We start from the raw sequence: 23,441 nt of genomic DNA on the forward strand, positions 1-23,441 counted from the left end.
GATCCGCTGGTCGCGCGACCGTCCCATCGGATCATCTGGCAGGTTCAGGGCCTGCCAGACGGTCTGCAGGGCCGTGATGTCATCGACACGGATGCACGCAGAATGCCAACTTTCAAATGGGTCGAGCTTGGGGTGTGCAAAGAATTCAATCTCAAGCTTTTTGCGCCGCAGGATCAGCCATCCCTCGTCCCGGTACTGCGTGGCAAATCCCAGCTGCCCGTAAAAGGCGACCGTCGTATCGAAATTGCGGCTGGGCAGGTTTGCGGTGATCCGGTCCATGCCTGTCCCTTTAGCTCAACCCGGCACAGAAGGTCTGGATGCGCGTGCAGGCCTCCTTGAGGGCATCATCGGATGTGGCATAGCTGACCCGAAAGTTGGGCGAGAGGCCAAAGGCTGCGCCAAAGACAACCGCCACCCCTGTTTCCTCGAGCAGTGCCGTGGCAAATGTTTCATCATCGGTGATCGTGGTACCGGCGGGGGACGTTTTGCCGATGCAGCCCGAGATTGAGGGGTAGACATAGAACGCTCCCTCCGGCGTTGGGCAGGATACCCCTTCGGCAGCGTTCAGCATGTCCACGACCAGATTGCGGCGGCGGACAAACATTTCGTTGTTGGGCGCAATGAAGTCTTGCGTACCGTTCAGCGCCTCGACGGCGGCCCATTGGCTGATCGAGCACGGATTAGATGTGGATTGCGACTGGACCTTTCTCATCGCCGCGATCAATTTCTCGGGTCCTGCGGCATAGCCAATGCGCCAGCCGGTCATGGCGTATGCCTTGCTGACGCCATTGACCGTTAGCGTACGGTCATAAAGTTGCGGTTCTACTTCAGCCGGAGTGCAGAACGTGAAATCATCATAGGCCAGATGTTCGTACATGTCGTCTGTCATGACCCAAACCTGCGGGTGGCGCAGCAGAACGTCGGTCAGTTCTTTCAATTCCGACCGGCTGTAGCCCGCGCCTGTGGGGTTGGAGGGAGAATTGAAGATCAACCATTTGGTGTTGGGCGTGATCGCCGCTTCCAACTGATCTGCAGTCAGCTTGTACCCGGTCTGGATCGACGCTTCTGCCACGACAGGCGTGCCGCCTGCCAGCAGCACCATGTCGGGGTAGCTGACCCAATAGGGCGCGGGTATGACAACCTCGTCGCCTTCGTTCAGCGTTGCCATCAAGGCATTGTAAAGGATTTGTTTACCACCCGTGCCCACACTGACCTGCGATGGGATGTACTCTAGACCATTGTCGCGTTTGAACTTGGCGCAGATCGCTTTTTTTAGTTCCGGGATGCCGTCGACGGCGGTGTATTTCGTTCTACCTTCATGGATTGCAGCAATAGCGGCGTCCTTGATGTTCTGGGGCGTGTCGAAATCAGGCTCGCCGGCGCCCAGACCGATGATGTCATGACCTGCAGCCTTGAGTTCGGCAGCCTTGTTGGTCACTGCGATGGTGGGTGACGGTTTGACGCGGGCAAGTGTCGCGGAGAGCAGTTCCATCGGGTATCCCTTGGCGTTATGTGTGCCGCATACTCATAGGGGTCCCCCCAACAGCGATCAAGCACGATTGGCGCAAACGAGGAGAGCGATAATATGATGGATGATATGGATTGGTACGGGCCCGATGCCGCAACCTTCGGTGACCGTGTCGCGGCAGCGCGTGAACAAGCGAACATGACGCAGGAAGCGCTGGCAAAGCGGCTGGGCATCAAAGTGAGCACGTTGCGCGGTTGGGAAGACGACCACTCTGAACCCCGCGCCAACAGGCTTTCGATGCTTGCCGGGGTGCTGAATGTCTCGATGATGTGGCTGATCAACGGTGAGGGCGAGGGTATCAGTGGCCCGGATGAAGTGATTGATGGTGATCTCAGCGACGTTCTGGCGGAAATGCGTGCCTTGCGCAGTGATATGCTGAAGAAGGCAGAGGCAATGGGCCGTCTGGAAAAACAGATGCGCCGCCTGCTTGCCAAGCCGGTCGATGCCTGAAACCACCGAACACCGGATCAAGCGGCTGCAGATGCGTTCCATGCGCCGCGGGATCAAGGAAATGGACCTCATCCTGTCGTCCTTTGCAGCGGCACATCTTCCGCAGCTGAGCGAGGCCGATCTTGTTCTGTACGACCAATTGCTTAATGAGAACGATCACGATATTTATCAATGGGTTACAAGACAGGTTGATGCGCCTGACCGATACCGCTTGTTGGTAGCGGCAATTCAGAACCATATGGACGCGTAACCGGCATTCCGGACCTGCTTTCGGACGTCGGGATGATCAAACTCAACGAGAACCCGGATCAGGGTTTCTGCGTCGAGCCTGACGGTTTCCAGCAGTCTACGTCTTAGGTGACTTTCCTTATAAACGCGCCGCCTTTGATGGCGATCGCGACCGTTAAGCGCGTAGGCGCGCCAACATCTGCGGCGCTCGCATCAAAGGTCTCACAATGCGATAATTTCGCAAGCAGATGCCGCCAGATCGAATCGTTTCATGAGCGAAAAGATACGATCAGGTGTCAGCTACGAAAAGCCTTTCCACCCGTCAGCAGCGCCAGTGAGAGCATCAGCGGATATCACTCCTTTCCGCGTTTAACGAAATATTCTGTTTTATTCATCAGTTTCCGAACAGCAGAACCGATCGGAGTATGAAGATGAACATTCAAGAACAGCCCATTGCTGACCACCCATCCGCCAATGGCGCGATCGTCGCGCGAGATCAAAGTTTCATGACCGGCTATCTGGAGGCGCTGTCGCTGGTGGAACGGTTGCACAGGTTGCTTCTGGACGTGATCAAGGACGAATTCGAACGTGTCGGTGTACTTGAAATCAACGCGGTGCAGGCGCTGCTCTTGTTCAACATCGGTGACAATGAAGTAACTGCGGGTGAGTTGAAAAGCCGTGGCTATTACCAGGGATCAAATGTCAGCTACAATCTGAAAAAGCTGGTGGAAATGGGTTATATGCACCACCAAAGATGCGAGATCGACCGCCGCTCGGTGCGGGTACGTTTGACGCAGAAGGGCCGCGAGATCCGAGATGTGGTTGCGGGGTTGTTTGAGCGTCATGCTGATGGTTTGGAACACAAAGGGGTGCTTGGCCCTGAAGGTATCTCTGACATCACCGGATCGCTAAAGCGGATGGAACGCTACTGGTCCGATCAGATCCGCTATATCTATTAGTGGGTGCTTTGGCATCTGCGGACGCAATGCAGCGCAACGTATCGAAAGAAAACAGTCAACACTGCGTATCGCACACAGTTGCTTCTGGAAGGGCGTTAAATGCGTTCAATCCAGCGCATCCCAAAATTTTTGCGCCTTGGCGATCATGGCCTCTGGGCCCTTGTCAAAGTGCTTTCCCCCAATGGGTCGTGCAAACAGATAAAGCTTGTCCTTGTGGATGCGCCAGACCTCCGGATCGCCATCAACAACCTTGCCCAGCGACATCGCGCGGGTGCAGAAAGCGCCAAAACCTGGTGCATAGGCGTCCGGATCTGCACGGAAAATCTCGGCGTCCTGGGCCGTTGCGAAATGCCAGGGGACACCGCGCCATTGCACGACAAATGCCTCACTGCCTGGACGTGCAGATTGGGTGATCCAATACGCATGGGTATCATAGCCTTGCATCGCGATGCCGTTGCGACCCACCGAGACGCGGTCGGACGCTGCCCGGGCCAAATGGGCAAAAGGCAATGTCATCATGGCCGTCAAGACAGTGCGGCGGGTCAAAGTAGTCATCTGAAATTCTCCAAACATCAATTTGCCCTACTTTATCAGAGGGGTCGGGATCAGAAGATGCACATTCGCGTGACGCAGATCACAGTCGCGATAACACGAGCCCTTCCAATTCGCGCAAGAGCTTTTGCTTCATGGCCCGCGCATAATCCGCGAATCCGATCGCTGTCAGAACAAATGCGTCGGCCCCCAGTATCACTTCTGCATTGAAGTACGAAGAAAGCTCCCCAATCTCAGCCTGCCGCACATCGCCGGTGTTGGGATTATCAGCGCCGATAACCAGGGCATTTATCGTAATGTCCCTGTCTTCAAGCATTGGTTTGACCTCGCGCGGGCGCGGCCCGAGGTTCGATTTTCCATCACCGGAAATGTCCAAAGTCATTTTCCAGCAATCGGACTGCTGGTCCAGATAATGCGCACCCAACGTCATTGCTGTACCCAATGCGGTGCCGGGTGTCGCAGGCCGCCGCGCAGTCTGGCGCAGCGTATCGATGACAATGTCTATGGCGGCCTGATCGGCGATCACTGTCCAAGGCACAAGCACGGCTTGATCAGCTGGACCGCTCCATTCAAAAATCATCAGCCGCACAGGCGCGCCGGGCATCGCCAAGAGCTTTTCGCGCACCTCAGGCGCATCAAGCGCCTGCGCGACGCCCCCCAGTTGAAGCCGGTACTCGCGCGCGTCGACCGAACCCGAAACATCCAGCGCAAGGGCCAGCGCCTGGCGACAATTGGCATGTGCCGCACCGGACAACACGATCAATGCCATAACGAGTGCTGCACGGATCATCCGGCGCTGCCCGTCTCAACCGGCAACGCGCCTATGGCAGGGGGTGTCAACTCGCGCTCCAGCTTGCGGCGCATGGCATCCTCATAGTCCTCAAAACCTTCTGCAATGACCAAGAACGCGCCGGGCCCATGCAGCACCTCTCCGCGATAATAGGCGATCAGTCCGACCTCGCTTTGGGATCCGGCTTCATTCACCACCAAACCGTTGACAGTGACATCGGCAAAGGCAAATTCGCGATAGGCGGCCGCTGGCCCAAACCCATCATTGTTCTGCCCGTCCCCGGCCACATCGAGCGTTTGACGCAGGCAAGGTGGTGCTTTTCGGAAAAGATTAGCCCCGAAGCCAAGTGAATGACCCATCGCTGTGGGGAAATCACTATGGCTGCGCTTGCTGGCAGCGATGACTTCGGCTGCCTTAATCAAGGCGGCCCGCCCATCAATCAATGTCCAGTCAAGCAGGACAGACTGATTGTAGCGTCCTGACCATTCATACACTGCAAGTGCAACAGGCTGGTCTGCGGCAAAAAAGGCTGCCTCGACTTCCGGGGCAATCAGTGCAGACACCAGTCCGCCCCGTTGAAGCTGGTCTTCGGCAGCATCGACCGAACTGGAAACATCCAGCGCCAGCAGCAGAGCGAGGCGGCACTCAGCCGCCTGTGCCGATGCGCCCGCCCAGAACAGCGCGCTGATCGCTAGCCAGCGCTTTACCAATGGCCTGTGTTTTCCATGCTGGACCAAGGCTCAGCTGGTTCAAGCGCATCTCCCTCTTGCAACAATTCCACAGAAATGTTGTCCGGGCTGCGCACGAATGCCATCCGTCCGTCGCGGGGCGGGCGGTTGATGACCACGCCGTTATTTCTAAGGTGGCGACAGGTATCATAGATGTTTTCAACGGTGTAGGCGAGGTGGCCGAAATGGCGGCTGTCACTGGGCAGGTCGTCGTCGCCGTCCCAGTTGTAGGTCAGTTCAATGTCGGCGTGACCATCATCCATGCCGGGCGGGCACAGAAACACCAATGTGAAGCGCCCGTTCTCATGTTCGACGCGGCGCCGTTCGACCAAACCCAAAAGTTCGTAAAAGGCGATGGATTTTTCCAAATCCAGCACACGAACCATAGTGTGGAGATATTTGATGGGCATCTGCTATCCTTTGTTGTGCTTTTGACGGCAAAGGTAGCATGCGCGCACAAAGACTCCACCCGCTCTCAGAATTTTGACTGAATGCCGAAAGAGACCGAGACCTCGCGCGTGTCAAAGCGGCTTACGTTGGAAAACTTGCGTCCTGCGGCAATCCGCAAGGTCGGGGCAAAACCTGCGTAGTCGACATCGGGAAAGAACAGGTTGAGATTGGCATAGATCGATTTATCCTGCCGCCCCCCCGGCACTGCAAAAACAACGACATAGTCAGGATAGTCAGAATAGCCTGCAACCAGGCCCGCAGAAACTTTGACTGGTCCCATCTGCTGTCCAAAGCTGTAGCTCGTACTCAGCGTGGCTGATCGGGTCCGGGCATTTACGAAATCGCTTTCTGTGTGCCGAAGGTTCAGCGCAAAGGACATACTGTCGCCATTGCCGCGTGCCTGTGAGACCCCCGCCACGAACGCCAGCGATGTGCTGTCGAACGGCGCATCGCGCGCTGACTGCCGCTGCTCTGCCGCAGCATCAAGCCGAAACTTGGTTGCTTTGCTCAAAGCCCAGTCGCGCCCCGCCTCAAGCCGAGCGAAATCGTAACTTCGCTCACCTCCAAACCAGAACTGCCCAAATGCGCCTGTAATGTAGGCCTGATTGCCGGTCTGCCCCAGCAGGAAGTCGTGCCTCAGGCTTGCTTCGCCATAGGTTGTACCGAGATCGCTGTTGCGCACGGAAGGGGCCAGAGCTTGGGCATTGCTGTCCAGCGCCACGCGCTTGACGAAAAGGCGCCCGCCGATGGTCGTTCGGCTGGTCGCATTACCTTGCAAGCGGTACCCCAGAGAGGCATCCATGGTGGCGACAGTGCCGGACAAGGCAAGCGCGCTGCCACTGAGTGTGCCGGTAAAGGGCAGCCCGTCGATGATTTGAACCGTGGTGTCGGACCCGTTGTTGACATTGTTGGACGGGCGCAGCCCGCCACGAAGCGAAAATGACACCGGATTTTGTGCGCGCACCGTGCCATAGTCGCGGCCCAACCGCGCCTCTATCTCCTTGTTAGGCGCATGCTGCACGGCCCGGCGCAGCCAGAGCTGTGTCAGCGTGGGGCGCTGCTCTGCATAGGATAGTCGGGCCGCCAGCTCAGCCGCCTCAAACCGATTGAGAGTGGTATTCGCGTACCGATACGATTTGGCTGCCGACTTTCGTGCCGCGCGGGGCTGGCCCAAAAGGGCTTGCGCGTTCGCCCTCGTGAAGTAGGCAAAGGAGGACGTGGGATCGGCCTTCAGCAACCCTTGTGCCAGCGTGTAAGCCAGTTCGGGCCGCCCCGCCTGCAAAGCCTGCACGGCCACCTGCCGAACCTGCGGCAGGGTCAGTTCGATCCCGGGCGTCGTTGCCGGCGGGGGCACCGATTGTGCCAACGCGGCTGTGGGAAGAAGACAGAAAAACGCAAGGGCCGCAGGGGCCCTTGCTATCATATTCCATCTGGAAAGCGCCACGCGCCCGCCCCCTACGGGACAGGCTGATTACACAGCGGATCGGCTCCCTCAGTACCACATTGCGCCAGCACGAAAAGACCGTATTCCTCTTCGTTTTGCAGCGTGGCGATGTGCTCTTGGGCGTGGACCACACCGGCGATCTCGGTGGCATCCGGGCCGCCAAAGATGCCGCCGTATTCACCGCGTACCTGATTGCCCACTGTGGCTTGGCCAAAGAAGGTGCCGTCCGCCTCGATACCTGTAGGCGCCAGATCAAGGTCGGCCACATCGATGGACGGAATATCCACGATCACGCGGTCCGTAATCGTGCCGTTGACTGTGCCGTCAGAAAAGCTCGCGTTGACCAGAATGGTGCCGGTAATCTCAGCGGCCTGTGTGGGCCGGATGCCTTCTGGCGTGCCGGGCGTGACCGGGATCAGATCCTCGCCGCTGCCCTCGACATTCAGCATCCCAATGTAGTTGCCCGCATAGCTGACCAGCCCGCCTTCAATCTGCGACCCGGGCAGCACCGGGGCCGTATAGCTTTGATTGGCATAAGACCCGCCGGCGAAAATATATGTGAACTGACCGCCGGTCACCGCAATCGCGGCACGTGTTCCGCGAATGTCACGCACATAAGCGGTGGAGTGGCGATCAAGCGATCCGTCCTGCGCCGTGTAGGCCTCGTAATCGCCCCGATCCAACGCGGGACGACGGCGATAAACGTCTTCAAAACGGCCATCCTCCAGGTTGATCCCGCGAATGGTCAGCGTCTGGTTGTCGGGGTTATACGTGAAACTCTCCAGATCCGACGCCAGCTCTTCGGGGATGCCCGCTGTATCGGTTTCATCGCCGGGCGCCTGACCAAAGGGCGCATCGCCCCCGCCACAGGCGACAAGGCCCAGCCCCAGCATCAGGCTGATAAATACACGTTTCACGATGGCTGCCCTCAATTTGTTATATTTGCGCTACAGTGTCCGCGCGGCGCGGTCCTTGTCAACGTGCCGCTCTGCCCGGTGGCGATTTTCCACCCTGACTGCTACCAAAAAACAATACCGCATATTGCGGTTCCTGCATTGGATCGGGGCAGATATAGTGGTTCGCGAATCCTGACCCTAAAATCTCACCAAACGGAAACCCGTCCATGTCGCTGACCCCTGAACAACGTGCCGAAATCGATGACCTGCGCAGCCAGGAACACACCACGCTCCGCGCCACCGTCGCGGGGATGGAAGCGCATCTGTACAAGGCGCACGAGGTGCTGGATCACGGGTTCATCCGGGTCATCGACTACATGGGCGATGACGCCGCGATCTGCCAGGCCGCGCGGGTGTCGTATGGCAAGGGCACCAAAAGCGTCCAGAACGACGCGGGCCTGATCCGCTACCTGATGCGCCACTGGCACTCGACCCCGTTCGAGATGTGCGAGATCAAGCTGCACGTGAAACTGCCCGTCTTTGTCGCCCGCCAATGGATCCGCCACCGCACCGCCAACGTCAACGAATACTCCGCCCGCTATTCGATCCTGGACCGCGAATTCTACATCCCCGCGCCCGAACACATCAACGCGCAATCCGTGGTGAACAATCAGGGCAGGGGAGGTGTACTGGAAGGCGAGGAAGCCGCCCGCGTCCTTGAAATCCTGAAAGCAGACTCCAACCGCTGCTATGACAACTACGAACAGATGATCAGCCAGGACGGTCAGGACGGCCTGGCCCGAGAGCTCGCCCGCATGAACCTGCCTGCCAATGTCTACACCCAATGGTACTGGAAGGTTGACCTGCACAACCTCTTCCACTTCCTGCGCCTGCGCGCGGATGCCCACGCCCAATACGAAATCCGCGTCTACGCCGACGCCATCTGTTCGGTAGTCGCCGACTGGGTTCCCGCGGCCTACGGCGCCTTCGAAGACTACCGCCTGGGCGGCGCAACTTTATCGGGTAAAGCGCTGGACTGTATCAAGCGTATGTTGAAAGGTGAAGAGGTCACGCAGGAGACTTCGGGGATGTCTGTTGGCGAGTGGCGGGAGTTTGAGGGGGTTTTAGATCGAAGCTAAATGTGAATAGTATGTAGCATGTCATTTAATTCAGTTTGTTTGTTTGATCTCAACGCAGATGCTGCAAGAGAGCACATGTTGAAGTCAGCATCTTATTTCGATATTACCTTGCCTCCCTATTTTAACTTCGGGCCGATCTTGAACGCAGCATTTGAGATTGCAAAGCACACTGGTCTGAAAGAAATCCGCAATTGGAAGCCCCAAGACTGTTCTGGAGTAAACTACACATTCTTAAGCAACAAGGATGGAAAGTTCTCTTGGCGCCCCTTTGAGCTAATTAACCCTCTCATATATGCGAAGTCTGTTCACTTATTGACTGAGCCAAACGCTTGGAAATTGACTCAAAACCGACTAAAGTCATTTTCGGGCGGGATTGTAGAGTGTTGTTCGCTCCCAGTCGTTGCGACGGGCGTCATGAGCGACATCGCTGAGCAAATTTTGATGTGGTGGCACAAAATTGAACAACGTTCTTTAGAGCTTTCCTTTGAATATTCTCATGTGGCAGTGACGGACGTTACTAATTGCTATCCTTCGATCTATACGCACTCTATATCTTGGGCTTTCCATGACAGGCCGTTCATTAAATCAGGAAATAACCGCAACAAAGACAACTTGATCGGAAATCGTCTTGATCGGCTCATTCAAATTTCAAGAGAGGGACAAACGAACGGAATCCCTCAAGCATCTATCTTGAGCCATGTTCTTGCTGAACTCATAATGGGTTACTGTGACAAGGGTATCAATGAGCGGTTGAAGGACAGCAATATCAGTATTCTGCGTTATAGAGATGACTATCGAATTTTTGGTATGTCTGATGCAGACTGCAATGAAGCACTCAAAGTTGTCTCTGAAGAATTATTGATTTTTGGTATGCGGCTTGGTGCCGCTAAAACAAGTGAATCCAGTAATTTGGTATCGGCAGCTGTGAAGCGAGAAAAAGTAGACGCACTAGGTTTGCAAGTCGCGCAAAAAACACTCCAAAAGGAACTCTTGGTAATACACAATTTTGCACTTGAAAACCCAAACACTGGCGCACTCAAGGTTCTCTTGAAGACTCATATCTTGGAGATTGAACGACAAATAAAGAAGGACCGATATGAGTTTGAGAACAAGAAGGTTCTAGTTGCGATCCTTCTGGATCTTGCAGCAATTTCACCTAACGTCTTGCCTGCGATTGCGCGGGCCGTGAGTCTGATTTTGGACAAGATGCAGCCCGAGGAAAGGAATGAACTTTTCAGACTTGTTTTGAAGAAGGCCGAGCGAATACCAAATAGTGGATATTTTGAAATTTGGCTGCAAAGGATGGCTCTACCTAACGGAATAGCTTTCCAACCGACGGATGCGCTTTGCAACTCTGTATTGGCTGATAGCGCAAACCTCTGGAACTTTGACTGGATTGAAGACGAGAAAGTGAAAGCAACTCTGTCCAACTTTTCTGTCGTTGATAGATCGCAGGTTGATGAAGTCACGCCCGTGATCAAAGAGGAAGAGATTGATGATTTTTGGAAAGACAATCCAAGCTGAACAATCGTCACTAGGCTGGGCCTACCCCGCCTGCTCCAACCGTGGGACAAATCCCACCCAACCGAAAGTCCCCCAATGATCCTCTACGGCCTGCCCACCTGCACCACCTGCAAACGCGCTCTGAAAGATCTCGAAGCCGCAGGCCTCAAAATCACCTTCCGCGACATCCGCGCCGACCGCCTCACCGAAGCTGAATGGGCCCCCCTCATCGCTGAATTCGGCGACAATATCATCGACCGCACATCCCAAACCTACCGCAACCTCAACGCATGGATGCGCGAATCCGAGGCCGAGGCGCAATTGCTCGACCAACCCGCCCTCATGGCGCGCCCCATCCTCACCGACGGCGCCAGATACACGCTGGGCTGGGACGATGCCGCGCAGGCTGTCTGGCTGTCCTGACCCCGCCGCCATTGCCAGCCCACACCCCCTCCACTACGCTTTGCCCTTTGAAAGGGAGGGACGGCATATGAGCGACGTGATTGAATGGGTGCTGGAGATGGACGTGCAGGACGGGCAATGGGACAATGTGGGCCCGCTGCTGGACGACATGGTCGCCGCCACCAAGGCGGATGAGCCCGGTGCGATGCATTACGAGTATTACACCGATGCCGAACACACCAAGGTCACGGTTCTTGAGCGCTATGCCGATAACGCCGCCGCGATGATCCATCTGGGCAATTTCGGTGCAAAGTTCGCTGAACGGTTCCTCGCCGTATTCGCGCCCACGCGCATCGTGGTCTACGGCCCCGCCGAAGACGATCTGCGCGCCGGCATGGCCGGGTTCGGGGCCATGCATATGGATTACCTCAAGGGCTTTGCCCGGTAGCGTGGATATCACCGCCGCCCGTGCCGCGCTGACCGCGCGCCTTGCTGCGCTGGAGGCAGAGGATGCCGCAGGCGACGCGGCCACCAAAACGGTAGAGCTTGATCAGCAGGCCGTCGGGCGCTTGTCCCGAATGGACGCCTTGCAAAATCAGGCGATGGCGCAGGCGCAGGTTCGGCGGCGACAGGCCGAGCGTCAGAAAGTCCGCGCGGCGCTGTTGCGGATCGAAGAGGGCGAATACGGGTTTTGTACCGACTGCGGGGAAGAGATCGCGGCAGAACGGCGCGCGGCAGATCCCGCCATCGCGCGCTGTCTGGATTGCACGCGTGGTTGAAAACGTCGCTTGGGTGGTTGCCCGGTGCGACAGCGCCGGGCAAGTCTGTTAGAGCAGTTGCAGATCAGACGCCATCTGGCGCCCGTCGCGGCCCTCTGTCAGTTCAAAACTGACCTTCTGGTCGTCGGCAAGCCCGGTCAGACCTGATCGTTCCACGGCAGAGATGTGCACGAACACATCATTCCCGCCGTCTTCAGGGGCAATAAAGCCGTAGCCTTTGGTGGTGTTGAACCATTTCACGGTGCCATTCGGCATAATTTCCGCGCCTCCTTTGTCTTGTCAGTACCTGCGCATGCAGGGTGAGGCGGAGCGTGAACTTACCACCTGCACGCCCTAAGAGATTGATCTATTCTGTAGAATATCAAGGCTCGGAATCAGAAATCTGCACCCCGATATATCATAGGACATATCATGTACGTTTACGGACTTAAGAACTGCGATAGCTGCCGCAAGGCGATGAAGGCCTTTCCACAAGCGATCCTTGTCGATGTCCGGCAAGAAGGCGTGCCCGACGCGGTGCTGGATCAGGCGTCAGAGGTTTTTGGGGACGCGCTGGTCAATACCCGATCCACCACCTGGCGGGGGCTGGATGCGTCAGAACGCGAAAAGCCGCGAAAGATACTGCTACAGTCCCATCCGACGCTGATGAAACGCCCGTTGATCGCCGTGGAGGGGCAGCTGTTCTTGTCCTGGAACAAGGATACCGAAGCGGCCCTTCAGTCGACTTTGGGCTGATCTGCGGTCATCGCGTGGGCCTGATCGCCCGGTCGAACGACAGGGGCCCCGCGCCCTTGATCACCAGAACAACGAACAGGAAGACCCACAACGCCCGCTGATCCAACATGATCGCGTCCGGAAAGCGGTCGAACCATGCGCCGATCTCGCCAGTCTGTCCATGGCCGTAAACGTCCGTCAGTGACTGGACGACGACAAAACCGATCATGCCAAGCGCCGCGAGCCGTGTAAGCAAGCCCAGTACGATCAACGCCGGCAAGACAAACTCGGCCCATGTCCCCAGCACCACCACCACGCGATGCCACAGGGACAGCGCCTCGGCATCATAGCCGACGGCCTCGAAGGCTTTGGGAAAGATCTGGGCATAAGCGCCGGTTGAGGGCGTCCAGAGGCCTGCAAACCCATCGCCAAGCTTGGTCATCCCGGCGTTGAGGAAGTAGACCAAGAGGATCGCCGCGAAGAGAACTCTTGCCAGCGTCGGAATGAGCCAGTCCAGATGTTCAAGGCGCGCAGCGACTGCGGCATGTGCAGAGGTCAAAGAATTCATGTGTGGTCCTTATTTGTCGTCATCGTCAATGCGCCCGTCTCAAGCGCGAGGGCCAAGGCGGCGGTCAGGTCAAAAGTGTCGCACGCGGTCAGCGTGCGCTCGTGCGCCTCGCCAAATGGTATGCCGTCTTGCAGCGCGGCGAACCATGTTGCGGCCCCCAGCGGAAGTGCGTGCGGCACGGGATCAAAGGCGGGCCGGGTGACCAGGACATTCTGCGCGGTATCGCGCGGCTTTGCCGTGTCGTCCTCAAAATTGAAGCGCCAGATATCATAAAGTGGCCACCGCGATCGAAGAATGCGTGTCGCAGGTGCCAGCGCAAAGGTCGCGGTCAGCAGGCGCTCTTCAGACAATGCTTGGAGCTCATAAGCGGTCAACGCTTTCGCGTCTGCGGCATGGTAGGCGGCTCGGATCGCCAGATCCAATCTTGCAGCATCGGGCAGATAGCCGAGGTGCGATAAAGGGGAAAAGTTCTCAAGAAATGCGGGGAATTCGGCGCCATAGAACATCATCAGCGGAGAGGAAGGGGGATGGTTTCGAACGAACACCGCAGCCAGGTTGTCAAAGTTCGGGGTGCCGATCAGCTTAACTATCAAGGGAAATGCGGTGTGCATCGCCTGGATCAGCGAATGCGTCACATTGTTGCGATAGACATCATACCGCTTGCCTGCGGCCAGATCGCCCGCACCTTTCAGGCCATCCGGGGCAGGCACCGCCGCGTCCAGCAAACCGGCACGAAAGGCAGTTTGCGAGATCATGCGGCAAGCACGTTTGCAGCGCGCGCGGCCTCGTGTCGCAGCACGGGCCAGTCAGGCACGTCGTTGTCCCATTCAACCAAGACGGGCCGGGGCCCTGACCTTGCGAGCGTATAGTCTAACAGCTGCCACACCGGGTCGGCCACCGGCTTGCCATGGCTGTCGATCAGCAACGCGGCACCTTGGTCGTCTTCGTCTTCATCGTGGCCACCGATGTGGATCTCACCAATTGCGTCAACGGGAAAGGCATCGATATAGGCTTGGGGTGAAACCTGCAGGTTCGTGGCTGAAATAAACACGTTGTTCACATCCAGCAAAAGACCGCAGCCGGTCTGGTGAACCAATGCACCAAGAAAATCCGTTTCAGAAAGAGTGGAGTCTTCAAACCGCAGGTAGCTTGATGGGTTCTCGAGCAGCATCTGTCGCCCAAGAGATTCCTGCACCTGTTTAATATGATCGGCGACGCCAGCCAGTGTTGCAGGCGTATAGGGCAAAGGCAGGAGATCGTTGAGGAATTCGGCCCCGTGTGTCGACCACGCCAGATGTTCCGAAAAGCTGGCAGGGTTCAACCAGTCGCACAACTTTTTCAGTCTTGCCAGATGGTCTCGGTCAAGGGGGCCTTCACCACCAATGCTCAGGCCGACGCCGTGTACAGAAATGGCGAATTCTTCGCTGAGGGTGCGCAGTTGAGCAATCGGTCGCCCCCCATCCCCCATATAGTTTTCGGCGTGTATCTCCAACCACTCCACAGGGCCGGGATCCGCGCGTAAGCTGCTGAAGTGCTGAGGCTTATATCCCACGCCCACAGCAGGCGGCAGGCGGTCAAATCGGCGGGATGTATCAAGCATGTTGACCCTCTAGCCTAAAGCGTCAGCGGGTGTCCCGGGCAAGGGCGCTGCCCGGGACAAGGACGTTATGCAGGAAGGTCGCGATCAAGCGCTTCCAGAGAGCCTTGGCGATCTGTGCCGTCTGCCATTTTGGGCAGATCGATGCTTTCGCAGGTGCCGGCATCCACAAGGGTCCAGGCATTGCCCTGATAGTCGGTCACAGATGTGCCGGCGCATGTGGTGCCGGGGCCCGCGGCACAATCATTTTCGCCCGCCAGGGAAACGCCATAGCATTTTTCCTTGGACGCGGCAGAGGCTGTTGTCGTTGTGTGTGCGGTCATCGCGGCAGCTACGGCCGAAACGATGGCGACTGTTTTCAGTGTGTTGGACATTTTCATTCCCTTTAACTGGTTCTGTTTGAACAGGTAATGAGGCATATAGACCACCCGTCCGAGCATTACACCATTCACGAGCCTGTGTGTCACGCATCCGTCAGGAATTCAGCCGAAAGTTACAAGTTTGCGTGGGTCAGGGCCGATAATTGCCTGCCACTTGTAACAAATCGCGCCGGAATTGCGGTGCGCAAATGGTAGCACACCGCAAATGTTTCAATTCAGCGCAGGTCTGGCGGCGTTGCCTCAATGCCCAAAGCATCGGCGACGTCACTCAAGGGCTGTACAGACGTGCGCTTGTCGCCCAGACGACGTACGGACACTGTCTTTTCTTCCACCTCGCGCGCGCCAACCGCCAGGATGACCGGCACTTTTCCTACCGAATGCTCGCGCACCTTGTAGTTGATTTTCTCGTTGCGCATGTCCGCTTCGGCGCGCACGCCGGCTGCGGTCAGGGTATCCACAACTTCCTGCACATAGGCATCGGCCTCTGACGTGATCGAGGCGACAACCACCTGACGGGGGGCAAGCCAAAACGGCAGCTTACCTGCATGTTCCTCGATCAGGATGCCGATGAACCGCTCGAAAGAGCCAAGGCAGGCGCGGTGCAGCATATAGGGACGATGCTTTGCGCCATCCTCACCAATATACGTCGCACCCAACCGTTCCGGGGTGTTGTTGTCGACCTGGAACGTGCCGCACTGCCAGACCCGGCCAATGGCGTCGGTAAGGTAGAAGTCCAGTTTGGGACCGTAAAAGGCACCATCGCCCGGCTCCAGCTCAAAGCTGCGCCCCGTCGCCTCGATGGCTTTTTCCAAGGCCCCTTCAACGATATCCCAGCTTTCATCTGAGCCCACGCGCATTTCGGGTCGGGTCGCAAACTTGATATCGAATTTCTCGAACCCAAGGTCAGCGTAGACGCCTGCAAGGAAGTTGATGAACTTGGCGCATTCGGCCTCAATCTGGTCTTCAGCACAAAATATGTGAGCGTCATCCTGAGTAAACCCGCGCACGCGCATGATGCCGTGCAATGCGCCGGAGGGTTCATATCGCGAACAAGAGCCGAATTCGGCAAGCCGCAGGGGCAGATCGCGGTAGGACTTGAGGCCTTGGTTGAACACCTGCACGTGGCAGGGGCAATTCATTGGCTTCAGCGCGTTGATCGCCTTTTCCTTGGCGTGTTCTTCCTCCACCTCGACGATGAACATGTGCTCCTGGTACTTGTCCCAGTGGCCCGAGGCCTCCCACAGCTTGCGATCCACAACCTGCGGTGTGTTGATCTCCTTGTAGCCATCTGCACGCTGCTTGCGGCGCATGTAATCCTGCAACTCTGTATAGATGGTCCAGCCATTGGGGTGCCAGAAGACCTGCCCGGGGGCTTCTTCCTGCATGTGGAATAGATTCATCTCGCGACCGAGCTTGCGGTGGTCGCGCTTGGCGGCTTCCTCCAGCATGTTGAGATGCGCACGCAGCTTTTCCTTGCCGGTGAACGCCACGCCGTAGATGCGTTGCAGCATCGCGCGATTGGAATCCCCGCGCCAGTAGGCACCCGCAATAGACATCAGTTTGAAGGCGTCGCCGGGAACCTGGCCGGTGTGCTGAAGATGCGGGCCGCGACACAGGTCCTGCCAGTCACCATGCCAATACATGCGCAGGGGCTCGTCGCCCGGAATGGCCTCGATCAGTTCGACCTTGTAGGGCTCATTGAGGTCCTCGTAATGCTTGATCGCGCGCGCGCGTTCCCAAACCTCAGTACGTACTTCATCTCGCTTGTTGATGATGTCTTTCATCTTTTTCTCGATGAGGGCCAGATCCTCGGGCACAAAGGGTTCGGCACGGTCAAAGTCGTAGTACCAGCCGTCCTTGATCACTGGTCCGATTGTGACCTGGGTATCGGGCCAAATCTCCTGAACCGCACGGGCCATGATGTGCGCCAGATCGTGGCGCACCAATTCATTGGCTTGCTCTTGGTCACCCATGGTATGAATGGCGATGGAAGCGTCCGCCTCGATTGGCCAGGCCAGATCGTAATGCGCGCCGTTCACAGTGGCTGAGATGGCTTTCTTGCCGAGGGATTTTGAGATGTCAGCCGCCACTTCGCCGGCAGTGATACCTGCAGGGAAATCGCGCGCATTGCCATCGGGGAAAGTCAGGGAAATCTGGGCCATTGTCGGCTCCTCGTCAGTTTGGCGCCCACGGAACGCCCGGTTGCGGGTTATGTCGTGTGGGTATTTGGCCTTGGAACCGTCGCTTGTCAATTGCCTGCGCGGGTGAAAGGCTGCAGCGGCACAATTGGGAGACAGGGCAATGTCCGAAGTGGAATGGCAGCGAATGAAGGCGCATGAGGTGCGCGCGTGCGCCGAACTGGATGCGGTGGTGATCTTGCCAATCGCGTCGATAGAACAGCACGGGCCGCATTTGCCCACCATGACAGATACGAGGTTGGGCCAAGAGGTGGCGGTTCGGGCGGCGCGTGTTGCAAGTTCGCCGGTAATCGTCGCGCCAGTAATGTGGGCAGGGCTTTCAGAGCATCATATGCCCTTCGGCGGCACCCTCACGCTCAGCCATGTGACGTTCCGCGCAGTGTTGCATGATCTGGTAGCCGCGACTGTGCGCAATGGCTTCAAGCGCATCGTCATCAGCAACTCGCACGGCGGCAATGACCTTGCGATGCAGCAGTTTTGTGATGAGATCTCGGCCAGCACGCCCGCCACGCTGGTTGCCACGACCTATCCGGCAGAGGCGAGCGAGGAAATCGCTGCGCTGTTGGAAGATCAGAAGGGTGTGATGCACGCAGGCGAGGCCGAAACATCGATGATGATGGCCTGCGAGGGGGATCTGGTGGATACCACCGATCTTGCTGGCATTGCCCAGATGGAAGCCGATGCTCCCAGTTTTCTCAAGGCAGGAAAAGGATCCTATCGCTGGCGGCCGTTTTCGCATCTGACCGCAAATGGGCTTGCAGGCAATCCGGCGCGGTCAACGCCCGATAAGGGCGAGGCGCTGCTGAAAGTCAGCGCAGACGCCATTGCCGCGTTGATCGATGACCCCGATACCTGGGCCTCCCCCCAGGACCAGCGCGGTGACGGCATTGGTGGTGTGCCGTTTCTTCGCGACAGTTGAGCCTGCGCGCCTGCGCCCTATGTCGCGGGGTCTGAAAGAGGACCCGCACCATGCAAGACGACATTGCCGAACAGGCCTTTGCCAAGATCTCCGGCAAAGAGCAACCTGCCGAGACCCTGAACGATACCGCACAAGAGGCAGAGGCGCGCAACGGTTTGCGGCACATCATTTCGCTGTCGATGACAAAAGTGGCAGATGGGCTGATTGACCCAAAGCTGGTGCTGGCATGGTTGCTCACATCATTGGGCGCGCCTGCAGTTTATGCAGGCGCGCTGGTTCCGATCCGCGAAGCGGGCGCGCTGTTGCCTCAAATTGCCCTTGCGGGTCTGGTGCAGCGCATGACGCGCCGCAAGTGGGTATGGGTCATGGGGAGCGCGGGGCAGGGTGGCTTTGCGGCACTGATTGCGTTCTTTGCCTTTACGTTGAACGGCGCTGCGGCGGGAATGGCCATCTGTGCGGCGCTTGCCGGGCTGGCGCTTTGTCGGGCGGCATGTTCGGTCAGCTATAAGGACATTCTGGGCAAAACTGTTGGCAAGGCCCGGCGAGGATCAGTTACCGGGGCGGCGGGGTCCGTGTCTTCGGTTGGCGTGCTGGTGTTTGCAGCGCTCTTGATGTCGGGATTGCTACAGAACCGGCTTGCGGTAATTGCTGCGATCGGTCTGGCGGCCTGCCTTTGGATACTGTCGGCCTTCCTGTTTTCGCGCTTGGAAGAAACCAAAAGCGAAACAACAGATGCCGCAGGAGCCAACTTTGAAATCTTAAAAAGCAACCGCGACCTTTGGCGGTTCATCATCGTACGCGGTCTGTTGGTTTCCACGGCCCTTGCCCCGCCCTATCTCGTGGTGCTCGCAGGCTCGGACACGTCCGACGCACTGGGCCGACTGGGCGCCTTGGTACTTGCCTCGGCATTGGCGTCGTTGATCAGTTCCTACGTCTGGGGTCGTCTCGCGGATCGCTCAAGCCGTAAAGTGCTCTTGCTGACCGGCTTGGTGGGTGCGGCGGCGATGGTTCTGGCCGTGGTCCTTTGGGTGTTCGATTTGGCGCAGACCGTCTGGGCCATGCCTGCGGTCCTCTTCATCCTGATGATAGCCTATCACGGTGTTCGGCAGGGGCGGTCGACCTATCTGGTGGATATGGCCCCTGAAGATCAGCGTGCGGCGTATGCTGCGGTCAGCAATACCATTATTGGCGTGATCCTGCTTGGTGCTGGTGTTTTGGGCGGGGGCGCGGCGCTGTTGGGCGCACAAACGACACTTGTTGTGTTTGCCGCCATGGCGCTTGCTGCCAGCGCAGTGGCTTATGGCCTGCCAGAGGTCGAGCGATAATTGTATACCGAAGAATACGTTGACTACGACGTTTCCATGTCTATTTACGACGTATCCCCGCAGGTTTGCGGTGGGCCGACATCAATCAATCCGGAGACTGCCATGCCGACCTACAACCGCAATTTTCAGCTGACCATCAATGACGTCGACCAGATCGAGGAAGCGTTGCGCGCCCGGGGGCGCGAACTTTGCACCATGCGTCGGGCGCTGAGTGAGGCCAACCCGGCGGACATGGAATCGATCCGCGTCATCGAACGTGACCAGCGCGCGGGCGAAGAGCTCTTGGGTCGGCTTCATGACCAGAAAATTTTCTACCGGCCGCAAGGTGCTGTTTACGTCAGCGGCTGAGACCCGTCACGAACCGTAGCCAATACGACAGAACGCCTCGGGAAAACCCGAGGCGTTTTTGTGGTATTGACTGATTGTTCAGCCAGTACGCGCCGCAAAGACAGCATAGGCCATCAGTAGGCAACACACCCATCCCAGCACGAAAATGATGGGGCGCAAGGGCAAGCGGGCGCCAGCGGTGATGTAGCCGACCGCATGGGCCACGCGCAACCAGAAGAACGCGATGGCAGTCCAATAGGTCAGGGCGGTGAAACCGTCCAGGCGATCTACCAACAGCACAAGTATCGCAAAGGGAACGCCCTGCTCAAGCAAGTTCAGATGCGCCCTGTAGGCGCGCTGAACCCACGGACGGTGTAACGACGGGTTGGAGATACGCACGAACCCATCCGGTGCGTCTGCAGGCAGCGATCCGTCAGGGGCGGTGTTCACTCCGATGATGTAGGGTATCCACAGCGATGCCGCGAGGATCATCAGGCAGGTGAGAACGCCAAGTTCTGTCGGGAAAGTTTCCATGATCACGCTCCTTACATCGCCGCCTTGAGAGGTGTGCCGGTTTCAAGCCAGGATTTGAGCGACGAAGTCATCCGCGCCCACCCTTCGGCCACGCCTTCCTGACCCGCAGGCAGATCGTAGTGTTCCACAGTCAATTTGCATTGATCGCCTTGGGCTTCGATAAAATAAGCGATGCGTGATGCTGGCGCGTCTGGGCCAAAGAAGTGCGGCTCGAACGTTGTCTCGATCCGGCTCTTGGGGTCTGCCTCAATAACCTGCTGGCTCAGCATTTTGCTGCCGTCAGGGCGGATGTAAGTGAACCGCTCACCTGCGCGCGCGCTGCCTTCAACGCGATCACACATGAAATGGTAGGCGGCCATGCTTTGAGGATCAGTCAACGCATCCCACAAAGCGTCCTGGGTGCATCGGATAAAGGTCTGCATGACAAAATCGGGTTTACTCATAGTCTGGGTCCTTTCGAGGGTTGATTTGAGATCAAGCACCGCTCGGGCCACCGGTTTCGCGCGCATCGGCTCGATCCAGCGGTCAATGGTTTGTTGAAGGGGAAGGGCGTTCAGATAGTGATGTTTGAACCTTCCTTTCTTGAGGGGCACGACCAATCCGGCATCTTCAAGCACGCGCACGTGCTTCATGACGCCAAAGCGGGTCATCTCCAGAAGTTCCGTCAGCTCTTGCAACGTCTGTCCGTCCCGCTTGCGCAATGCGTCCAGCAAGGTGCGGCGGGCCGGATCAGCAAGGGCCCTAAAAATCGAATCGTCCATGAGTATCTTATAGGTGACTCAATAGTCACGTGACAAGTTGGTCACGTAATAAAGTTGCAGTTGCGTCGTTTTTCCTCCCCGCGCATGATCCGCCGCACAAGGGGGGCATTATGGCTGCGACATCATTTCTGGAGACGCAAGAGGGTCGCAGACTGGCGTATCACCGGACCGAAGGGCGCGGACCCTGCGTGGTATTTCTGGGCGGGCTCAAGTCGGACATGGAAGGCACCAAGGCCATTTTCTTAGAAGATTGGGCGCGGAAGGAAGGCCGGGCGTTCTTGCGGTTCGATTATTCCGGGCATGGGGAATCTTCGGGCTCTTTCACGCAAGGGTGCATCGGCGATTGGGCGCAGGATACGCGGTCGGTGGTTGAGGCGCTGACCGATGGACCGATCGTGCCGGTTGGATCATCGATGGGCGGGTGGCAGGCGTTGTTGCTGGCCAGCTCGCTGCCCGGTCGCATCGCCGGATTGGTCACCATTGCAGCGGCCCCTGACTTTACCGAAGATGGCTATTGGGCCACTTTCACAGACACGCAAAAGCAACAGCTGGCTGATATCGGGCAGGTTGAATTGCCGTCCGATTACATGGAACCTTACGTTGTTACTACGCGCATGATCGAGGACGGCCGCCAGCAATTGGTGCTGCGTGCCCCCCTTGATTTGCCATTTCCGGTGCGATTTCTGCAAGGCACCGCGGACACGGCCGTCAGCGTCGCAACGGCGGTTCGGCTTTTGGAACATGCGACAGGGCCGGATATGCAGCTGAAGTTGGTAAAGGACGCTGATCATCGGTTTTCCGATGGTCCCTGTCTGGACCTTATCCTTCAGGCAATAGGCGACGTCATGGGGGCAACTGAATGAGAAAAGTAAGAAAATTCATGCGACGGGTACTTCTCTTCGTGATCCTTATTGGTGTCGGGCTGTGGTACTTCGGCCCCTATGAGCCGGTTGATCTAAGTGCGGAGTTTGATGAAGCGTTGCTCGATCAAGGCGTTGATCCGTATCTGGCCGCCCAGGAAGCCCGGTTTGTCGGCATCACCGAAGGCGTGCAGAAACAGGTTATCTGGGCAACAGCACCCGAGGTGCGCGCGCCCTGGTCGGTACTCTATATTCATGGCTTCTCAGCGACCGCGCAGGAAATTCGCCCGGTGCCGGATATGGTTGCAAAAGAGCTGGGTGCGAACCTTGTTTTCACGCGACTTGCTGGCCACGGGCGGTCTGGAGACGCGCTGGCATCGGCCCGCGTCACTGACTGGATGAACGATGTGGCCGAGGGGCTTGCCATCGCGCGAAAAACGGGGGACCGCGTGTTGATCATGGCGACATCCACGGGCGGTACTCTGGCAGCGGCGGCGGCGGTGGATGACGCGTTAATGCAAGACGTTGCGGGGATCGTGATGATTTCGCCCAATTTCGGGATCAAGAACCCGATGTCACCGCTTTTGACGTGGCCTGCGGCGCGCTATTGGCTGCCGCAACTTGCGGGCGACACCCGCAGCTTTACCCCTCAGAATGAAGAACATGGGAGGTACTGGACAACGTCTTACCCCAGCGTTGCAACTTTACCGATGGGGGCACTGGTCAAGGCTGTGCGGGCATTGGATCTGGGGCAGGCAAAAGTACCGGCGCTGTTCATCTTTTCGCGTAAAGACACCGTGGTCCGCCCGCAGATGACCCGCGAGACAGCAGAAGAATGGGGCGGGCCAAGCCAGATCGTGAATCCCAAGCTGACGGATCGGGACGACCCGGATGCGCACGTCATTGCGGGCGATATCCTGTCTCCAAGCCAGAACGGGCCCACGACAAACGCCATCGTTACCTGGGCGCGAGGGCTTTGATGGATCAGCGGGTAACGCTCATCACTCTGGGTGCGCATGATCCCCAAAGGCTTGCGGAATTCTATGATGCATTGGGCTGGCAGCGGGTCGATACCCCTGACGGAGTTATTGCCTATGATCTGATCGGCCAGTGTCTGGGGATCTATCCGCTGGACAAGCTGGCAGAGGATATCGGCGTTGCGCCCGATACGCTTGGCCACGGGGCCGCAACGTTTTCTTACAATGTCTCGGCAAAAGAGGATGTGTCTGCGGTCATGGATGGCGCCGAGGCGGCAGGTGGGCGCATCCTGAAAGCCCCGCATGACATCTTCTGGGGCGGGCATATCGGCTGTTTTGCGGACCCCGAGGGTCATATCTGGGAAGTTGCGCACAATCCGTTCTCGCCCCTTGGTCCCGATGGTGCCTTCCGCTGGAATGGCTACTGATGCGC

General features: G+C 57.6%; 30 protein-coding genes and 1 pseudogene. 15 read left to right on the forward strand and 16 right to left on the reverse strand.

Translation table 11 applies throughout. The features are described from left to right. Nucleotides 1–77: 77 nt before the first annotated feature. A pseudogene (locus H9Q16_RS20900) lies at nucleotides 78–279 on the reverse strand (VOC family protein); the annotation flags it as partial. Nucleotides 280–289: 10 nt separating this feature from the next. Continuing rightward, entirely contained in the window at nucleotides 290–1,492 is a 1,203-nt protein-coding gene (locus H9Q16_RS02270; RefSeq protein WP_191073747.1) for a pyridoxal phosphate-dependent aminotransferase, read from the reverse strand. A 93-nt stretch (nucleotides 1,493–1,585) separates the two neighbouring features. On the opposite strand from H9Q16_RS02270, the gene H9Q16_RS02275 reads away from it, so the two are divergent. From H9Q16_RS02275 to H9Q16_RS02285, 3 genes are all read left to right on the forward strand, one after another. Beyond that, nucleotides 1,586–1,978, forward strand: a complete 393-nt coding sequence (locus tag H9Q16_RS02275; RefSeq protein WP_191073748.1) for a helix-turn-helix domain-containing protein — start codon at nucleotides 1,586–1,588, stop codon at nucleotides 1,976–1,978. Continuing rightward, nucleotides 1,971–2,228 carry a succinate dehydrogenase assembly factor 2 gene (locus H9Q16_RS02280; protein ID WP_191073749.1) on the forward strand — a complete coding sequence of 86 codons (258 nt, stop codon included), beginning with the start codon at nucleotides 1,971–1,973 and terminating at the stop codon, nucleotides 2,226–2,228. Before H9Q16_RS02275 ends, H9Q16_RS02280 begins: the two co-directional genes overlap by 8 nt. Nucleotides 2,229–2,712: 484 nt before the next feature. Further along, on the forward strand, nucleotides 2,713–3,165 hold the full coding sequence (locus tag H9Q16_RS02285) for a MarR family winged helix-turn-helix transcriptional regulator (RefSeq protein WP_191075129.1): 453 nt from the start codon (nucleotides 2,713–2,715) through the stop codon (nucleotides 3,163–3,165). 105 nt (nucleotides 3,166–3,270) lie between these two features. On the opposite strand, the gene H9Q16_RS02290 is transcribed toward H9Q16_RS02285, so the two are convergent. From H9Q16_RS02290 to H9Q16_RS02315, 6 genes are all read right to left on the reverse strand, one after another. Further along, nucleotides 3,271–3,720 (reverse strand): YHS domain-containing (seleno)protein, encoded by a 450-nt coding sequence (locus H9Q16_RS02290; protein ID WP_191073750.1) that lies wholly within the window; start codon nucleotides 3,718–3,720, stop codon nucleotides 3,271–3,273. Between the two features lie 79 nt (nucleotides 3,721–3,799). After that, complete coding sequence (locus H9Q16_RS02295) at nucleotides 3,800–4,507, reverse strand: DUF1194 domain-containing protein (protein ID WP_191073751.1); 708 nt, start codon at nucleotides 4,505–4,507, stop codon at nucleotides 3,800–3,802. Beyond that, entirely contained in the window at nucleotides 4,504–5,217 is a 714-nt protein-coding gene (locus tag H9Q16_RS02300; protein ID WP_386260220.1) for a DUF1194 domain-containing protein, read from the reverse strand. Before H9Q16_RS02300 ends, H9Q16_RS02295 begins: the two co-directional genes overlap by 4 nt. Next, nucleotides 5,211–5,645 carry a VOC family protein gene (locus H9Q16_RS02305; RefSeq protein ID WP_191073753.1) on the reverse strand — a complete coding sequence of 145 codons (435 nt, stop codon included), beginning with the start codon at nucleotides 5,643–5,645 and terminating at the stop codon, nucleotides 5,211–5,213. The genes H9Q16_RS02300 and H9Q16_RS02305 overlap by 7 nt, the downstream gene beginning before the upstream one ends. Before the next feature lie 65 nt (nucleotides 5,646–5,710). Next, on the reverse strand, nucleotides 5,711–7,039 hold the full coding sequence (locus H9Q16_RS02310; protein ID WP_343067760.1) for a tetratricopeptide repeat protein: 1,329 nt from the start codon (nucleotides 7,037–7,039) through the stop codon (nucleotides 5,711–5,713). A gap of 101 nt (nucleotides 7,040–7,140) precedes the next feature. Beyond that, nucleotides 7,141–8,046: a HupA family protein gene (locus H9Q16_RS02315; protein WP_343067761.1), complete on the reverse strand. Its 906-nt coding sequence runs from the start codon at nucleotides 8,044–8,046 to the stop codon at nucleotides 7,141–7,143. A gap of 206 nt (nucleotides 8,047–8,252) precedes the next feature. Between H9Q16_RS02315 and thyX the strand changes: the two genes are divergently transcribed. From thyX to H9Q16_RS02340, 5 genes are all read left to right on the forward strand, one after another. Beyond that, entirely contained in the window at nucleotides 8,253–9,164 is a 912-nt protein-coding gene (gene thyX, locus H9Q16_RS02320) for an FAD-dependent thymidylate synthase (RefSeq protein ID WP_191073754.1), read from the forward strand. 18 nt (nucleotides 9,165–9,182) lie between these two features. Beyond that, nucleotides 9,183–10,688 carry an RNA-directed DNA polymerase gene (locus tag H9Q16_RS02325; protein ID WP_216859280.1) on the forward strand — a complete coding sequence of 502 codons (1,506 nt, stop codon included), beginning with the start codon at nucleotides 9,183–9,185 and terminating at the stop codon, nucleotides 10,686–10,688. A gap of 75 nt (nucleotides 10,689–10,763) precedes the next feature. Beyond that, on the forward strand, nucleotides 10,764–11,090 hold the full coding sequence (locus H9Q16_RS02330; RefSeq protein ID WP_191073756.1) for an arsenate reductase family protein: 327 nt from the start codon (nucleotides 10,764–10,766) through the stop codon (nucleotides 11,088–11,090). Between the two features lie 67 nt (nucleotides 11,091–11,157). Continuing rightward, nucleotides 11,158–11,517 (forward strand): putative quinol monooxygenase, encoded by a 360-nt coding sequence (locus H9Q16_RS02335; RefSeq protein ID WP_191073757.1) that lies wholly within the window; start codon nucleotides 11,158–11,160, stop codon nucleotides 11,515–11,517. A gap of 1 nt (nucleotide 11,518) precedes the next feature. Then, nucleotides 11,519–11,848 carry a TraR/DksA family transcriptional regulator gene (locus H9Q16_RS02340; RefSeq protein WP_343067763.1) on the forward strand — a complete coding sequence of 110 codons (330 nt, stop codon included), beginning with the start codon at nucleotides 11,519–11,521 and terminating at the stop codon, nucleotides 11,846–11,848. 48 nt (nucleotides 11,849–11,896) lie between these two features. Here H9Q16_RS02340 and H9Q16_RS02345 read toward each other — a convergent pair whose 3' ends face one another. Beyond that, complete coding sequence (locus H9Q16_RS02345) at nucleotides 11,897–12,103, reverse strand: cold-shock protein (protein WP_191073758.1); 207 nt, start codon at nucleotides 12,101–12,103, stop codon at nucleotides 11,897–11,899. A gap of 156 nt (nucleotides 12,104–12,259) precedes the next feature. Here H9Q16_RS02345 and H9Q16_RS02350 point away from each other — a divergent pair, with 156 nt between their 5' ends. Then, the gene (locus H9Q16_RS02350) at nucleotides 12,260–12,583 is read left to right on the forward strand and encodes an ArsC/Spx/MgsR family protein (RefSeq protein WP_191073759.1); all 324 of its coding nucleotides are present in this window, start codon (nucleotides 12,260–12,262) and stop codon (nucleotides 12,581–12,583) included. Between the two features lie 7 nt (nucleotides 12,584–12,590). Here the strand turns inward: H9Q16_RS02350 and H9Q16_RS02355 are convergent, their stop codons facing one another. From H9Q16_RS02355 to thrS, 5 genes are all read right to left on the reverse strand, one after another. Further along, complete coding sequence (locus tag H9Q16_RS02355; protein WP_191073760.1) at nucleotides 12,591–13,130, reverse strand: DoxX family protein; 540 nt, start codon at nucleotides 13,128–13,130, stop codon at nucleotides 12,591–12,593. Continuing rightward, nucleotides 13,127–13,885 carry an HvfC/BufC N-terminal domain-containing protein gene (locus H9Q16_RS02360; protein WP_191073761.1) on the reverse strand — a complete coding sequence of 253 codons (759 nt, stop codon included), beginning with the start codon at nucleotides 13,883–13,885 and terminating at the stop codon, nucleotides 13,127–13,129. The genes H9Q16_RS02355 and H9Q16_RS02360 overlap by 4 nt, the downstream gene beginning before the upstream one ends. Then, the gene (gene bufB / locus H9Q16_RS02365) at nucleotides 13,882–14,730 is read right to left on the reverse strand and encodes an MNIO family bufferin maturase (RefSeq protein WP_191073762.1); all 849 of its coding nucleotides are present in this window, start codon (nucleotides 14,728–14,730) and stop codon (nucleotides 13,882–13,884) included. The genes H9Q16_RS02360 and bufB overlap by 4 nt, the downstream gene beginning before the upstream one ends. A gap of 65 nt (nucleotides 14,731–14,795) precedes the next feature. Next, nucleotides 14,796–15,101, reverse strand: a complete 306-nt coding sequence (locus H9Q16_RS02370) for a BufA1 family periplasmic bufferin-type metallophore (protein ID WP_191073763.1) — start codon at nucleotides 15,099–15,101, stop codon at nucleotides 14,796–14,798. A gap of 221 nt (nucleotides 15,102–15,322) precedes the next feature. Further along, nucleotides 15,323–17,269, reverse strand: a complete 1,947-nt coding sequence (thrS, locus tag H9Q16_RS02375) for a threonine--tRNA ligase (RefSeq protein ID WP_191073764.1) — start codon at nucleotides 17,267–17,269, stop codon at nucleotides 15,323–15,325. Between the two features lie 139 nt (nucleotides 17,270–17,408). Between thrS and H9Q16_RS02380 the strand changes: the two genes are divergently transcribed. Genes H9Q16_RS02380 through H9Q16_RS02390 form a run of 3 tightly spaced genes read left to right on the forward strand, consistent with a single transcriptional unit; the run spans nucleotide 17,409 to nucleotide 19,897 of the window. Further along, nucleotides 17,409–18,224: a creatininase family protein gene (locus H9Q16_RS02380; protein ID WP_191073765.1), complete on the forward strand. Its 816-nt coding sequence runs from the start codon at nucleotides 17,409–17,411 to the stop codon at nucleotides 18,222–18,224. A 50-nt stretch (nucleotides 18,225–18,274) separates the two neighbouring features. Beyond that, entirely contained in the window at nucleotides 18,275–19,549 is a 1,275-nt protein-coding gene (locus H9Q16_RS02385) for an MFS transporter (RefSeq protein WP_191073766.1), read from the forward strand. Continuing rightward, a complete protein-coding gene (locus tag H9Q16_RS02390; protein WP_246455441.1) occupies nucleotides 19,550–19,897 on the forward strand; it encodes a hypothetical protein in 348 nt (115 codons plus the stop codon). 78 nt (nucleotides 19,898–19,975) lie between these two features. Here H9Q16_RS02390 and H9Q16_RS02395 read toward each other — a convergent pair whose 3' ends face one another. Together H9Q16_RS02395 and H9Q16_RS02400 are read right to left on the reverse strand one after the other, a co-directional pair. Continuing rightward, nucleotides 19,976–20,410, reverse strand: coding sequence for an MAPEG family protein (locus H9Q16_RS02395; protein ID WP_191073767.1), 435 nt, complete (start codon nucleotides 20,408–20,410; stop codon nucleotides 19,976–19,978). A gap of 11 nt (nucleotides 20,411–20,421) precedes the next feature. Further along, the gene (locus H9Q16_RS02400) at nucleotides 20,422–21,171 is read right to left on the reverse strand and encodes an ArsR/SmtB family transcription factor (protein WP_191073768.1); all 750 of its coding nucleotides are present in this window, start codon (nucleotides 21,169–21,171) and stop codon (nucleotides 20,422–20,424) included. Nucleotides 21,172–21,281: 110 nt separating this feature from the next. Here H9Q16_RS02400 and H9Q16_RS02405 point away from each other — a divergent pair, with 110 nt between their 5' ends. From H9Q16_RS02405 to H9Q16_RS02415, 3 genes are read left to right on the forward strand one after another with little or no spacing between them, the layout of a single operon-like run. Beyond that, nucleotides 21,282–22,034 carry an alpha/beta hydrolase gene (locus H9Q16_RS02405; RefSeq protein ID WP_191073769.1) on the forward strand — a complete coding sequence of 251 codons (753 nt, stop codon included), beginning with the start codon at nucleotides 21,282–21,284 and terminating at the stop codon, nucleotides 22,032–22,034. Beyond that, a complete protein-coding gene (locus tag H9Q16_RS02410; protein ID WP_246455442.1) occupies nucleotides 22,031–23,011 on the forward strand; it encodes an alpha/beta hydrolase in 981 nt (326 codons plus the stop codon). The genes H9Q16_RS02405 and H9Q16_RS02410 overlap by 4 nt, the downstream gene beginning before the upstream one ends. Further along, nucleotides 23,011–23,436 carry a VOC family protein gene (locus tag H9Q16_RS02415; RefSeq protein ID WP_191073770.1) on the forward strand — a complete coding sequence of 142 codons (426 nt, stop codon included), beginning with the start codon at nucleotides 23,011–23,013 and terminating at the stop codon, nucleotides 23,434–23,436. Before H9Q16_RS02410 ends, H9Q16_RS02415 begins: the two co-directional genes overlap by 1 nt. Nucleotides 23,437–23,441 lie beyond the last annotated feature (5 nt).

This window comes from Sulfitobacter aestuariivivens (assembly GCF_014763045.1).
Taxonomy (GTDB): Bacteria; Pseudomonadota; Alphaproteobacteria; order Rhodobacterales; family Rhodobacteraceae; genus Sulfitobacter; species Sulfitobacter aestuariivivens.

What these genes read in the sequence shown, in the direction of transcription:
- thyX (WP_191073754.1), top strand. Translation starts at nt 8,253, where the DNA reads ATGTCGCTGACCCCTGAACAACGTGCCGAAATCGATGACCTGCGCAGC.
- H9Q16_RS02270 (WP_191073747.1), bottom strand. Translation starts at nt 1,492, where the DNA reads ATGGAACTGCTCTCCGCGACACTTGCCCGCGTCAAACCGTCACCCACC.
- H9Q16_RS02405 (WP_191073769.1), top strand. Translation starts at nt 21,282, where the DNA reads ATGGCTGCGACATCATTTCTGGAGACGCAAGAGGGTCGCAGACTGGCG.
- H9Q16_RS02335 (WP_191073757.1), top strand. Translation starts at nt 11,158, where the DNA reads ATGAGCGACGTGATTGAATGGGTGCTGGAGATGGACGTGCAGGACGGG.
- bufB (WP_191073762.1), bottom strand. Translation starts at nt 14,730, where the DNA reads ATGCTTGATACATCCCGCCGATTTGACCGCCTGCCGCCTGCTGTGGGC.
- H9Q16_RS02355 (WP_191073760.1), bottom strand. Translation starts at nt 13,130, where the DNA reads ATGAATTCTTTGACCTCTGCACATGCCGCAGTCGCTGCGCGCCTTGAA.
- H9Q16_RS02275 (WP_191073748.1), top strand. Translation starts at nt 1,586, where the DNA reads ATGATGGATGATATGGATTGGTACGGGCCCGATGCCGCAACCTTCGGT.
- H9Q16_RS02380 (WP_191073765.1), top strand. Translation starts at nt 17,409, where the DNA reads ATGTCCGAAGTGGAATGGCAGCGAATGAAGGCGCATGAGGTGCGCGCG.
- H9Q16_RS02325 (WP_216859280.1), top strand. Translation starts at nt 9,183, where the DNA reads ATGTCATTTAATTCAGTTTGTTTGTTTGATCTCAACGCAGATGCTGCA.
- H9Q16_RS02330 (WP_191073756.1), top strand. Translation starts at nt 10,764, where the DNA reads ATGATCCTCTACGGCCTGCCCACCTGCACCACCTGCAAACGCGCTCTG.
- H9Q16_RS02345 (WP_191073758.1), bottom strand. Translation starts at nt 12,103, where the DNA reads ATGCCGAATGGCACCGTGAAATGGTTCAACACCACCAAAGGCTACGGC.
- H9Q16_RS02410 (WP_246455442.1), top strand. Translation starts at nt 22,031, where the DNA reads ATGAGAAAAGTAAGAAAATTCATGCGACGGGTACTTCTCTTCGTGATC.
- H9Q16_RS02385 (WP_191073766.1), top strand. Translation starts at nt 18,275, where the DNA reads ATGCAAGACGACATTGCCGAACAGGCCTTTGCCAAGATCTCCGGCAAA.
- H9Q16_RS02400 (WP_191073768.1), bottom strand. Translation starts at nt 21,171, where the DNA reads ATGGACGATTCGATTTTTAGGGCCCTTGCTGATCCGGCCCGCCGCACC.
- H9Q16_RS02295 (WP_191073751.1), bottom strand. Translation starts at nt 4,507, where the DNA reads ATGATCCGTGCAGCACTCGTTATGGCATTGATCGTGTTGTCCGGTGCG.
- H9Q16_RS02370 (WP_191073763.1), bottom strand. Translation starts at nt 15,101, where the DNA reads ATGTCCAACACACTGAAAACAGTCGCCATCGTTTCGGCCGTAGCTGCC.
- H9Q16_RS02290 (WP_191073750.1), bottom strand. Translation starts at nt 3,720, where the DNA reads ATGACTACTTTGACCCGCCGCACTGTCTTGACGGCCATGATGACATTG.
- H9Q16_RS02360 (WP_191073761.1), bottom strand. Translation starts at nt 13,885, where the DNA reads ATGATCTCGCAAACTGCCTTTCGTGCCGGTTTGCTGGACGCGGCGGTG.
- thrS (WP_191073764.1), bottom strand. Translation starts at nt 17,269, where the DNA reads ATGGCCCAGATTTCCCTGACTTTCCCCGATGGCAATGCGCGCGATTTC.
- H9Q16_RS02350 (WP_191073759.1), top strand. Translation starts at nt 12,260, where the DNA reads ATGTACGTTTACGGACTTAAGAACTGCGATAGCTGCCGCAAGGCGATG.
- H9Q16_RS02285 (WP_191075129.1), top strand. Translation starts at nt 2,713, where the DNA reads ATGACCGGCTATCTGGAGGCGCTGTCGCTGGTGGAACGGTTGCACAGG.
- H9Q16_RS02395 (WP_191073767.1), bottom strand. Translation starts at nt 20,410, where the DNA reads ATGGAAACTTTCCCGACAGAACTTGGCGTTCTCACCTGCCTGATGATC.
- H9Q16_RS02305 (WP_191073753.1), bottom strand. Translation starts at nt 5,645, where the DNA reads ATGCCCATCAAATATCTCCACACTATGGTTCGTGTGCTGGATTTGGAA.
- H9Q16_RS02280 (WP_191073749.1), top strand. Translation starts at nt 1,971, where the DNA reads ATGCCTGAAACCACCGAACACCGGATCAAGCGGCTGCAGATGCGTTCC.
- H9Q16_RS02415 (WP_191073770.1), top strand. Translation starts at nt 23,011, where the DNA reads ATGGATCAGCGGGTAACGCTCATCACTCTGGGTGCGCATGATCCCCAA.